This is a genomic window from Amycolatopsis sp. NBRC 101858, assembly GCF_030269325.1.
Taxonomy (GTDB): Bacteria; Actinomycetota; Actinomycetes; order Mycobacteriales; family Pseudonocardiaceae; genus Amycolatopsis; species Amycolatopsis ponsaeliensis.
Genome location: NZ_BSTD01000001.1, coordinates 522,905 through 534,711, shown reverse-complemented (window position 1 = coordinate 534,711; position 11,807 = coordinate 522,905). Strand labels below are relative to the sequence as shown.

Annotated in this window: 7 protein-coding genes; 5 read left to right on the top strand and 2 right to left on the bottom strand. The window is 70.7% G+C overall.

Going from position 1 to position 11,807, the window contains the following annotated elements:
- The first annotated feature begins 42 nt into the window (after positions 1-42).
- From QSK39_RS02450 to QSK39_RS02435, 4 genes are all read left to right on the top strand, one after another.
- Positions 43-1,098, top strand: a complete 1,056-nt coding sequence (locus QSK39_RS02450; RefSeq protein WP_285476027.1) for a LacI family DNA-binding transcriptional regulator — start codon at positions 43-45, stop codon at positions 1,096-1,098.
- A 75-nt stretch (positions 1,099-1,173) separates the two neighbouring features.
- Positions 1,174-2,463: an ABC transporter substrate-binding protein gene (locus QSK39_RS02445; RefSeq protein WP_285476026.1), complete on the top strand. Its 1,290-nt coding sequence runs from the start codon at positions 1,174-1,176 to the stop codon at positions 2,461-2,463.
- A complete protein-coding gene (locus tag QSK39_RS02440) occupies positions 2,460-3,344 on the top strand; it encodes a carbohydrate ABC transporter permease (protein WP_285476025.1) in 885 nt (294 codons plus the stop codon). The genes QSK39_RS02445 and QSK39_RS02440 overlap by 4 nt, the downstream gene beginning before the upstream one ends.
- The gene (locus QSK39_RS02435; RefSeq protein WP_285476024.1) at positions 3,334-4,161 is read left to right on the top strand and encodes a carbohydrate ABC transporter permease; all 828 of its coding nucleotides are present in this window, start codon (positions 3,334-3,336) and stop codon (positions 4,159-4,161) included. Before QSK39_RS02440 ends, QSK39_RS02435 begins: the two co-directional genes overlap by 11 nt.
- Positions 4,162-5,904: 1,743 nt before the next feature.
- Here QSK39_RS02435 and QSK39_RS02430 read toward each other — a convergent pair.
- Positions 5,905-7,809 (bottom strand): sensor histidine kinase, encoded by a 1,905-nt coding sequence (locus QSK39_RS02430; RefSeq protein ID WP_285476023.1) that lies wholly within the window; start codon positions 7,807-7,809, stop codon positions 5,905-5,907.
- Complete coding sequence (locus QSK39_RS02425) at positions 7,799-8,494, bottom strand: response regulator transcription factor (protein WP_285476022.1); 696 nt, start codon at positions 8,492-8,494, stop codon at positions 7,799-7,801. Before QSK39_RS02425 ends, QSK39_RS02430 begins: the two co-directional genes overlap by 11 nt.
- A gap of 157 nt (positions 8,495-8,651) precedes the next feature.
- Here QSK39_RS02425 and QSK39_RS02420 point away from each other — a divergent pair, with 157 nt between their 5' ends.
- Positions 8,652-11,804 (top strand): GH92 family glycosyl hydrolase, encoded by a 3,153-nt coding sequence (locus tag QSK39_RS02420; RefSeq protein WP_285476021.1) that lies wholly within the window; start codon positions 8,652-8,654, stop codon positions 11,802-11,804.
- Positions 11,805-11,807: the final 3 nt, after the last annotated feature.

Here is an 11,807-nt window from a genome sequence, read left to right as displayed (position 1 = left end):
CGCCTGTAAAGTCCCGGAGAGCCAAGCGGGAGGGAGTCACGGATGACGGCGGGTTCGGGCCGGGTCACGCAGGCCCAGGTGGCGCGCCTGGCCGGCGTCTCGCAGGCCGTCGTCTCGATGGTGCTGAACGGCTCCGACAGCCTGCGCATCACCCCCGAGACCCGCGACCGCGTGCAGCAGGTGCTCCGCGAAACCGGCTACACCGTGGACATCATGGGCCGCCGGCTGCGCGGCGGGACCAACCAGATCCTCGGCGTCTTCACCTACGAGTCGGTGTTCCCGTCCGGGGTGGCCGACTTCTACCGGCCGTTCCTGCTCGGCATCGAGGAGGAGGCCGAGGAGCAGGGCTTCGACCTGCTGCTGTTCACCAGCGGTGGCCGCCGCGACGGGCGCCGCCGCATCTACGAGGCGGGCACGAACCGGCTGCGCATCGCCGACGGCTCGATCCTGCTCGGTCGCCACAACGACCCGCAGGAGCTCGCGCAGCTCGTCGAGGAGCAGTTCCCGTTCGTCTTCGTCGGCCGCCGGGAGTCGCCGACCGGGCCGATCAGCTACGTCGGCGCGGACTACGTCGCGGCCACCCGTGAGGTCCACGAGCGGCTGTGGGCCCTCGGGCACCGGCGGATCGGCCTGCTCAGCGTGACCGAGGAGAACGAGCCGACGCTCGATCGCCGCAGCGGGTACGAAGCCGCCGCGCGCAAGAGACGCCGTCCGCCGCTGGTGTTCCTCGAAGAGGACCCGGCGCTCGCGCTGCGGCAGGTGCTCGACGAGGGCGTCACGGCGTTGCTCGTCGAGAGCTCGGCGATGGCCGACGCCATCCTCGCGTGCGCGCACGACCTCGGCCTGGACGTGCCCGGCGACCTGTCGATCGTGGTGCTGGGCGACGCCGACCCGTCGCAGCAGCCGCACGCGCACGCCGTGCCGAGCACCGCCACCGACTGGTCGATGTTCCGCATCCCGCGCCACGAAATGGGCGGGCACGCCGTGCGCGTGCTCGTCGGGCTGCTGAAGCACCCCAAGCCCCGGCAGCTGCTGCTGCCGTGTTCGTTCCACGAGGGCGCCACCACGGCGAATCCCTCCACTGTGCACACTTCCTGACCGGCGGTAGCGCCGGTTGACAGCCCAGGACGCGACGCTTACGGTCGCTGCTAATTCGAATAACCAGGAGGCATCGTGGCCTACCGGAGAATCCGGCTGCTCGCCGCGGCCCTGTCCGCCGTCGCTCTGGCTTCGACGGCGTGCTCGGGCGGCGCCGGCGACGACACGAACATCGCGCTGCGCATGACGGTCTGGACGACCGACAAGAACCAGCTCGCCCTCTTCGACTCCATCGCCGCCGAGTACCGCAAGGCCCACCCGGAGGTCGCGTCGGTCAAGTTCGACGTCGTCCCGGGGGACACCAGCGCCTACTCGGCCGCGCTCACCACCCAGCTCTCCGGCGGCAACCCGCCCGACCTGGCGTGGATCCTCGAACGCGACGCCCCGGACTTCGTGCAGTCCGGGGCGCTCACGAACCTGAAGCCCACTTTGGACGCGGCCGCCGGGTACAACGCCGGCGAGCTGGTGCCGTCCGCGACGAAGCTGTGGACCAAGGACAGCGGCCTCTACGCCTACCCGTTCTCGACGTCGCCGTTCGGCATGTTCTACAACAAGAACCTGCTCACCCAGGCGGGGGTCGCCAAGACGCCGGACGAACTGCTCGCGAGTGGACAGTGGACCTGGGACGCGGCCAAGCAGATCGCCGCCCAGGTCGCCGCGAAGGACACCGGCAAGGCCGGGCTGGTCATCCGCGAGTTCGAATACAAGCAGTGGGTGCTGCTCGCCTCGGTGTGGCGCGGCTTCGGTGCCGACGCGTGGGGCCCGGACGGCAAGACCTGCGGGTTCGCCAGCCCGGAGATGACGTCCGCGATGACCTTCCTGCACCAGGCGATCTTCACCGACAAGGCGCTGCCCGGCCCGGGCACGACGGCGGACTTCTTCGCCGGCGAAAGCGGCCTGACCATCGCGCAGATCAGCCGCGCCGGGCTGCTCAAGGCCAAGCCGTTCGAGTGGGGCATCGTCCCGCTGCCCGCCGGGCCGAAGGCGAACGCGCAGGTCATCGGGCAGGCCGGGATCGGCGTCCCGGTGAAGGGCAAGCACGCCAAGGCCGCCGCGGACTTCCTCGCGTTCTTCACCAACCCGGCCAACTCGGCGAAGCTCGGCCAGTACTTCCCGCCGGCCCGCGACAGCCTGCTCAACGCGGCCACGCTGGCGAAGGCGAACCCGTTGTTCAGCCAGGAACAGCTGCAGAACGTCGTGGTCAACGGGATCAAGACCGGCGCGGTGCTGCCGTCGCACACCGGGAGCGCGCGGATCGCGTCGCTCGTCCAGTCCGCTTTGGACCCGATGTGGAAGCCGGACGCCAACGTGCCCGCCGCGCTGGCCGGTGTCTGCCAGGCCATCGACCCCGCGCTGAGCCAATGACCCTCACGACGAAGAAGCGCGAGGAGCTCGCGGGGTGGATCTTCATCGCCCCGCAGGCCCTCGGCTTCCTCGCCTTCGTCGTGGCGCCCCTGGCCGCGGTGGTCTGGTACAGCTTCCAGGACGTCAACCTGCTGGCCGGGACGTCGTCGTTCGCAGGTGCGGACAACTACGCGAAGCTCTTCGACGACCCGACCGCGCCGAAGGTCGCCCGCGCCACGGCGATCTTCTGCGTCGGCCTGGTCGTGCTGAACCTGACGCTCGCGCTTTCCCTCGCGCTGCTGCTCAACCTGAAGCTGCGCGGGACCACGGTGTTCCGGACGATCTTCTTCTCGCCGGTGGTCGTCACGCTCGTCGCGTGGACGATCGTCTGGAACTTCCTCCTGCAGGACAACGGCGGGATCAACTCCCTGCTGCAGGCGATCGGCGTCGACGGCCCGAACTGGTTGCGCGGCAACGGCACCGCGATGCTGTCGGTGATCGTGGTGCAGGTGCTGAAGAACGTCGGGCTGAACATGGTGCTGTTCCTCGCCGCGCTGCAGGGGATTCCTTCGTCCATCATGGAAGCGTCGCAATTGGACGGTGCCGGGCCGTGGCGCCGGTTCCGCTCGGTGATCCTGCCGATGATCAGCCCGACGACGCTGCTGACGGCGATCATCACCGTCGCCGGCGCGCTGCAGGTGTTCGCGCAGATCCAGGTGCTGACCCTCGGCGGGCCGGCCGACAGCACCAACGTCCTGGTGTTCTACTTCTACCAGCAGGCGTTCGCCAACCACGACCTCGGCTACGGCTCCGCGCTGGCCGTCGTGCTGTTCCTCGTCATCCTCGGGCTCACGCTGCTGCAGTGGCGGATGCGGAAGCGGTGGGTGTTCCATGAGTCGTAGGGCCAAGATCGCCTGCTACGCCGTGATGGTCGTGCTGGCCGTGCCGTTCGTGTTCCCCACCTGGTGGATGATCACGGCGTCGCTGCTGCCGGCCAACGAAGTGCTCGCGTACCCGCCGAAGCTGTTCCCGAACCAGCCGCACTGGGAGAACTACAAGGCCGCGTTCACCGACTTCCCGCTGGCGCAGCAGTACTTCAACAGTCTCTATATCGCCGTGCTCGTCACGCTCGGCACGATGTTCTTCTCCTCGCTGGCCGGGTACGCGTTCGCTCGCATCCGGTTCCGCGGCGAGAAGCTGTTCGGGCTGATCCTCATCGGGCTGATGGTGCCCAGTGAGGTCACGATCATCCCGCTGTTCCGGCTGGTCGACGACCTCGGGCTGACCAACACGCACTGGCCGCTGATCGTCGTGCCGATCTTCGGTGCGCCGAGCGTGCTGGCGACGTTCGTGATGCGGCAGTTCTTCATCACGATCCCGAACGAGCTGGAGGAGGCCGGCCGGCTCGACGGGCTCTCGCGGTTCGGGCTCTACCGCCGCGTCGCCCTGCCGATCGCCAAGCCCGCGCTGGCCGCGGTCGCCATCTTCACGTTCCTCAACACGTGGAACTTCTTCCTGGAACCGCTGGTCTACCTGACCGACAAGAGCATGTTCACGCTGCCGGTGGCGCTGACGCAGTACGTCGACGTCTACGGCGGTCACCTCTGGAACGTCCAGCTCGCCGCCGCGACCACCACGGTCGTGCCGGTCCTGGTCGTCTTCATCATCGCGCAACGCCAGTTCGTCGAAGGGCTCGCCCAAAGCGGCCTCAAAGGCTAGGAGGCAGTCGTGCTCGATCGCAGAACCTTCCTCGGCGGAGCCACCGCCGCCGCGGTACTCGGCCTCGCGGGTGCCGGGGTGGCGTCGGCCGCCGTGCCGCCGTCGACGGGGCCGTACCCGCCGCTCGCCCCGCTGCCGCCCGGCGCCCCGGTGCGGCGGCTCTTCTCGCCCGCGGAGCAGCGCTTCGCGCCCTACCTCGCCATTTTGCCGGGCATTGTCAACGATGTCAGCACCGATCCCGCCACTTTGGGCTTCTTCGGCGGCGGCTGGTGGCGGACGCCGAGCGAGCCGTACAACGCCCGCGTCCAGGAGCACGTCTACACGCTGAGCTGGTTCTACGCGAACCGGCGGCCGTGGAACCCGTACTACCGGGACCCCGCCCTGCGGAACCGGCTCGAAGCGGCGATCACGCACTACCTGAACCTGCAGCACGACGACGGTTCGTTCCCGGAGTACTCGATCACCGAGAAGTCCAAGGCCGCCACCGGGTTCGGCCTGGGCTACCTCGCGAAGACCCTGGCCAACCTGCGTCAGGTCAACGCCCTGCCCGCCCGGCGCGCGCAGCTGGAAGCCGCGCTGCACCAGGGCATGACGTGGTTCCTCGACCCGGCCAACCCGATCTGGGCGCACCCCATCGAGTTCGCCAACCAGAACACGTCCGGGCTGTCGTCGTCCCAGCTGGCGCTCAAGCTGAACCCGGACGTCGCACTCGCGAAAAAGCTGCACGACCGCATCGAGTTCCTCGCGGTCAACGGCCAGAGTCCGGCCGGGTTCTTCTACGAGCCGACCGGGATGGACGTCAACTACAACTTCGAGGTGATGCTCCCGGAGCTGGCCGAGATCTACGCGCTGACCCGCAACCGCACGGTCGTCGGTATGGCCCGGAGGTTCGCGGACTGGTTCGGCTACAACGTCGTCCGCGAACCGGACGGCTCGGGCTCGCTGACCTACGTCGCGACGTCGAGCCGGACGCACGTCTCCTACTACGACGACGTGATCCCGGACCCCGACCGGACCAACCTCGCCTCGCTGTTCGTGCCGGAGGTCCCGGACCTGGCCGCGTTCTTCACCACCCGGGAGGACCGCGCCGAGACGCGCAGGGAGTGGGCGAAGACGCCGGGCCCGGCGATCGGACCGGCCAAACAGGACACCTCGCCGCGCATCCTCGCCCACGTCTCCTACGGCGAGGCTTTCCCGTCGCACGGCGAGAAGCAGGCCTCGATCCGGCAGCTGCCGTACCTGCGCTCGGCCGACTTCGCCGTCCAGCGCCGGGACACCGAGCTGAACCAGACCTACGTCTACGTCCGGCGCCCGCAGCTCTACCTGGCGGGCTTCTGGGGCACGCGGCCGTCGACGTACGTCCGGGGCGCGCAGGGCCTGCTGTGGCACCCGCGGGCCGGCATGGTCGTGCACTCGCAACAGGACGACACACAGTGCTGGGCCAGCCTGCTCCCGAACGGCAGCCCGGACGCCCGCGGCCTGCTGGACGCGACGTACGCCATCGGCGACCGCGCGTGGGACGGCAGCCGCAAGGTGCCCGGATCGGCGCCGGTCGTCGTCCGGTACGGCCTGGACACCCGGATCCGGACCGACCTGACGATCACGCGCGACACCGTCACCCGCGCGGTCCGGGGCACGACCCCGCTCACCGAGCAGATCCCGCTGGTCCTGCACCCGGGCGACGACGTGCGCTTCGCCGACGGCACGCCGGTCACCCACGGCGCGAACGCGAGTGCGACGGCGTCAGGGCTGACGATCCGCCGCGGCGGCACGACGATCACGATCGGCTGGGGCACGGCCCTGGGCGCGGCCGTCACCGCCACCGCCGTCACCTTCCTCCGCGACGGCGCCCGGCGGCTGCACGTCCTGCGCGTCCCGCACCCCGGGACCCTCACCACGGAGATCCGGCTTCGGTAGCCGGACGGTGAACGTCGACCCGGCGTCCACTTCGGACTCCGCGGTCACCGTGCCGCCGTGCGCCTGGACCAGGTGCCGCACGATGGCGAGGCCGAGTCCGCTGCCGCCGGTCTGGCGGTTGCGGGACTTCTCGGCCCGCCAGAACCGGTCGAAGACGTGCGGCAGGTCACCGGCGGCGATGCCGGCGCCGGTGTCCGCGACGGCGATCACCACCTCGTCCACAGTGGACGACACGTGGATCGTCACGCGGCCGCCGGCCGGCGTGTGCCGGACTGCGTTGGTCACCAGGTTGGAGACGATCTGGCGCAGGCGCACCGGATCGGCCTGGAGCCCCGTTTCGCCGTGGGGCGACACGGTGAGCGTGACGCCGGCCGCGGCGGCCCGGTCGGCGTGCGCGGCGGCGACGTGGCCGGCCAGCTCGGCCGCGTCGACCGGCTCCGGGTGCAGCCGCAGCCGGCCGGCGTCGGCCGCGGCGAGGTCCTGCAGGTCCTCGACGATGTGTTGCAGCAGCACGGTTTCCTCGAGCAGCGACGTCGAGAGCGCCCGGTCGAACGGCAGGTGGCCGTCCTCGGCGGCTTCCAGCCGGCCGCGGATGACGTTGAGCGGGTTGCGCAGCTCGTGGGCGATGTCGCTGACCATCGCCTTGCGCTGCTCCTCGATGCGTTCGCGCCGGGCGGTGAGGTCGTTGAAGGCGGCCGCGAGGTAGCCGACCTCGTCGCGGGACTTCACCGGCGCCGGCCGGTCCTGCTGCGCCGCTTCGGTCAGCGCGCGCAGTGGCCGGGACAGCCGGCGTGCGACGAGCACCGTGATCGCGGCCGCCAGCACCAGCACACCCCCGGTCACCGCGAGGATCCGCGTCAGGTTCTCCTGGGACAGCGTGAACGTCGGCAGCTGCGACCCGCCCGGGCCGAGGGTGAAGAGCAACGCGGGCGGCGCGACGAACGGCGTGAGCTGCTCGCGGCGGGCCGAGTCGAGGCAGCGCTGGTTCGCCTCCGGGTCGGAGCCGGCGAGCACTTCGAGGTCGAGGTCCAGTTTCACCGGGTCCGCGCCCTGGTTCTGCAGGCAGCGGTTCACGGCTTCGTTGAGGCTGTCGAGCGCGGCCTGCTCGGTCGGGGTCGGCGTCGCCAGCTCGTAGACCCCGCACTTGGCCGCGAAGTAGCGGACGCTGAGCGGGTCGGTCCCGGTGAGCTGCGCCCGCCCGCTCGCCGACTCCCGCACCTGGCCGTCGATGCCCAGTGACTCGAGGCAGGCGACGGCCTTCCTGGCCAGGCCTTCGACGTCGTCGCGTTCCTTCGGCGGCAGCCGGAACGGGCCGACCGCGCGCGGGTCGATGCCGCTGGTGCCGGCCTGGGGCAGCAGCACCGGGTCGACGTGCAGCGGGTCGACCGACGCGGTCGCCTTCACCGGCAGCGTGCTCGGCGCGCCGCCGGAGTCGCCGAGGACGCGGCGGTCGAGGGTGGTCAGCACGATCCGCCGGCCGGTCTGGTCCGACAGCGTCTTGAGCTTCGGCCCGACCTGGTCCCAGGTGTGGTTGGCCGCCGCGAAGCCGAGCACCTCGGTGTAGATGGTCGCGTCGCCGGAGAGGGCCTGGCCCTGCTCCTGCTGGATCGCGCGGGTGGTGGTCTGCACGGCGAGCCACGCGGTCGCGGCGATCGAGCCCAGCGCGATCAGCAGGGAGACGGCGGTCAGCCGGACGACGAGGCTGCGCCGGAGCGGGAAGCTACGTGTCATCGTCCGCCGTCAGCTTGTACCCCACGCCGAAGACGGTCCGCAGGTAGACGGGGTGCTGCGGGTCCGGCTCGAGCTTCTTGCGCAGGTTGAGCACGTGGACGTCGATGATCCGGGTGCTGACGAACCGGTCGTCGCCGCGGGTGAGCTCCAGCAGCTGCCGGCGGGTGAACACCCGGCCCGGCTGCCGGATCAGCGTCTCGAGCAGCTGGAACTCACCCGGCGTGGTCTCGACCGGGCGGCCGTCGATCGACACCTCGTGCCGGACCGGGTCGAGCCGCAGCGCGCCGGCGCGCAACGCCGTGTCGGGCGGTTCGCTGCGCGCGGCCGTCCGGCGCAGCAGCGTCCGGACGCGGGCCATCAGCTCGCGCGGGCTGTAGGGCTTGGTCAGGTAGTCGTCGGCGCCGAGGTCGAGGCCGAGCAGCAGGTCGTCCTCGGTGGCCCGGGCGGTGAGCATCAGCACCGCGACGTCGGACTCGCCACGCAGGATGCGGCAGACGTCGAGGCCGTCGACCTTGGGCATCATCACGTCGAGGACCAGCAGGTCGGGCCGGTCGCGGCGGGCCTCGTCGAGGGCCGCGCGCCCGTCCGGGGCCAGCACGACGGTGTGACCTTCGCTCTCGAGGTAGAGCCGGAGGACCTCGGCCTGCTTCTCGTCGTCCTCGGCGACCAGTACACGTGCGCACACGGCGTCGAGGTTAGGCGCCCTGACACCGTCGCCACCCGATCCTGACCGGATCTTCATACCTTGAGGGCACGAGCCAGGTCTTTGTCAAGTGTTGACCCGAGGCCCGTCCGCAGGCAAAGGTCGGATGAAAAGGTCAGCGTCGATCGGGAGGCACCCGGTGCGGTTCAGATTCATGGCGGCTCTCGTGACGGCGGCGGTGATCGGGGCACCCGCCGTCGCCGCGGCGACTCCGACAACGATGTCACCCGGGTCTCCGCTGGTCAGTGACCCGTCGGCGTACGTCGATCCGCTGATCGGGACCGGCCGGGGCGGCAGCTCGGTCGGCGAAATCAACAACTTCCCCGGCCCCGCGGCGCCGTTCGGGATGATGCAGTTCTCGCCGGACACGCAGGGCGCGTACGCCGGCTACCAGTACCACTCCGACCAGATCCGAGGTTTCAGCCTCGACCACGCTTCGGTCGGCTGCAACGCGTTCGGCGACGTGCCGATCCTGCCGATCACCGGCGACGTCGGCAGCGCGCCCTGGGACCGCACCGAGCACTTCACCCACGACGACGAGAAGGCCGAGCCGGGCTACTACGCCGTGACGCTCGCCGATTCGAAGGTCCGGGCCGAGCTGACCGCCACGACCCGCACCGGGCTGGCGACGTTCACCTACCCGGCCGGGTCGACACCGCAGGTGCTGGTCAAGGGCGGGGCGAGCCTCGCGGGCAACTCGGCCGCCACGCTGAAGATCACCGGCGACCGCGAGGTCAGCGGCTCGGCCACCACCGGCAACTTCTGCGGCAAGCCGAACAAGTACACCGTCTACTACGCCATCACCTTCGACCAGCCGTTCACCGCGCACGGCACCTGGGATGGCGCCAGCGTCAAGCCGGACACCGACAGCGTCGACTCACCGCGGGCGGGCGCGTACCTGACCTTCGGTTCGCAGAGCGTCGTGCACGCCAAGGTGTCGATGTCCTATGTGGGCGTCGACGGCGCGAAGGCCAACGCCGCCGCGGAAGTCCCCGGCTTCGACTTCGCCACCGTCCGGAAGTCCACCCGGGACAAGTGGACGCAGGCGCTGGGCAAGATCCGCGTCGCGGGTCGCGATGCGGCTCAGCTCAAGACGTTCTACACGTCGCTGTACCACTCCCTGATGCACCCCAACACCTTCGACGACGCCGACGGCCGGTACATCGGCTTCGACGACCAGGTCCGGACGCTGCCGAAGGGACGTCACCAGTACGCGAACTTCTCCGACTGGGACACCTACCGCTCGCTCGCGCCGCTGCACGCCATGCTCTTCCCGAAGGAAGCCAGCGACATGGCGCAGTCGCTGACGAACGATGCCGTGCAGGGCGGCTGGTGGCCGCGCTGGCCGATGGCGAACGACTACACCGGCCAGATGACCGGCGACAGCTCGGTCGCGCTCATCTCGAACCTCTACGCGTTCGGCGCGCGGGACTTCGACGTCAAGACCGCCTTGAAGTACCTGGTCAAGGGGGCGACGTCGGTCGACAACACGCCCGGCGCGTACCAGGAACGCAAGGGCATCGCGGACTACGTCGCTCGCGGGTACCTGCCGAACAACGACGCCTCGCGCGGCGACCACGCCCGGGTCGGCGCGTCGATCACCCTGGAATGGGCGATCGACGACTTCGCCATCGCGCAGCTCGCGCAGGGCATCGGCGACCGTGCCGTCGCGCGTGAGTTCACCAAGCGCGGCCAGAACTGGCAGAACATCTTCAACCCGGCCACGGGGTACCTCCAGCCGCGCGCGCAGGACGGCCGCTTCCCGGACGGCCCGGCGTACGTCCCGCCGCCGCCCGGCAAGTTCGGCCAGGACGGCTTCGACGAGGGCAACGCCGCGCAGTACACCTGGCTGGTCCCGCAGGACCCGGCCGGGCTGGTGACGGCGATGGGCGGCCCGGCCGCGGTTTCCCAGCGGCTCGACACGTTCTTCCAGAAGCTGAACGTCGGCCCGAACGAGCCGTACATGTGGGCCGGCAACGAGCCCGACTTCGGTGTCCCGTTCCTCTACAACCACGTCGGGCAGCCGTGGAAGACGCAGCAGGTCGTCCGCGAGATAGCGACGACGCTGTTCAGCGCGACCCCGGACGGCGAGCCGGGCAATGACGACCTCGGCGCGCAGTCGTCGTGGTACGTCTGGGCCGCGCTCGGCATCTACCCGGGCACCCCGGGGACGCCGGACCTGGTCGTGCACAGCCCGCTGTTCGAGCGCGCGGTGCTGTCCCTCCCGAATGGACGGACGATCGACATCCGCGCGCCCAAGGCGTCCGCGGCGACTCCCTACGTCCACGACTTGTCGCTGAACGGCCGTGACTGGGACCGCACGTACCTGCCCGCGAACACCGCGCGCGACGGCGGCCGGCTGGACTTCTCGCTCCAGTCCACTCCGGACAAGCGGTGGGCGGCGGACGCGGCCCCACCGTCCTATCAGGACAACGAGAAGCCGTTCCTGACGTCGGCGACCAACCAGGTCGTCGTCGAACCCGGCACCAGCGGCGAGGCCACGGTGAGCGGGCAGCGGCTCGGCGGGCACGACCGCGTGCTGGACGTGGCCACGCAGGCCCCGGCCGGGATCACGGTGACCGGGCCGCGGCAGCTGCGGCTCGACGACCGGACCGGCAGCGGCACCGCGAAGCTGACGGTCGCGGTGGCGGCCGGGACGCCGGAGGGCTACTACCAGGTGCCGGTGACCGTGCGGGGTGGATCGACGTCCGTGCCCGGCTCGGTGATCGTGCTGGTCGCGCCGAAGAACGGCCTGGCGGCGGCGTACGCGAACGTGGGCATCTCCGACGACGGCGACACCGGTTCGGCCGACATCGACGGCGCCGGGAACAGCCTGTCCCGGCAGGCACTGGTCGCGGCCGGCCTGGTCGGCGGCAAGGCGTCCCAGGCGGCCGGGACGACGTTCACCTGGCCCGCCGCACCGGCCGGACGCCCGGACAACGCCGTCGCGGCCGGGCAGACGATCCAGGTGTCCGGGACCCGGCTGTCGTTCATCGGCACGGCCTCGAACGGCGACCACCGCGGTTCGGCGACGGTCACCTTCACCGACGGCACCACCGCCCAGGCGGACCTGTCGTTCGGCGACTGGGTGTTCCCGGGCGGCGGCACGGACCCGGTGTTCGGCAACACGCTGGTGGCCCGCACGGACCACCGCAACCAGCCGGGCGGCCCCGGGGGCGGGGCGTCGGTCTACGCGACGGCGCCGTTCGACGCCCCGGCCGGGAAGCGGATCGCCTCGGTCACGCTGCCGACCGACGCGGACCTGCACGTGTTCGCGATCGGCCTCGGCTGACCC

Coding starts and splice junctions, on each gene's coding strand:
- QSK39_RS02450 (WP_285476027.1), top strand. CDS start 43: ATGACGGCGGGTTCGGGCCGGGTCACGCAGGCCCAGGTGGCGCGCCTG.
- QSK39_RS02430 (WP_285476023.1), bottom strand. CDS start 7,809: ATGACACGTAGCTTCCCGCTCCGGCGCAGCCTCGTCGTCCGGCTGACC.
- QSK39_RS02440 (WP_285476025.1), top strand. CDS start 2,460: ATGACCCTCACGACGAAGAAGCGCGAGGAGCTCGCGGGGTGGATCTTC.
- QSK39_RS02435 (WP_285476024.1), top strand. CDS start 3,334: ATGAGTCGTAGGGCCAAGATCGCCTGCTACGCCGTGATGGTCGTGCTG.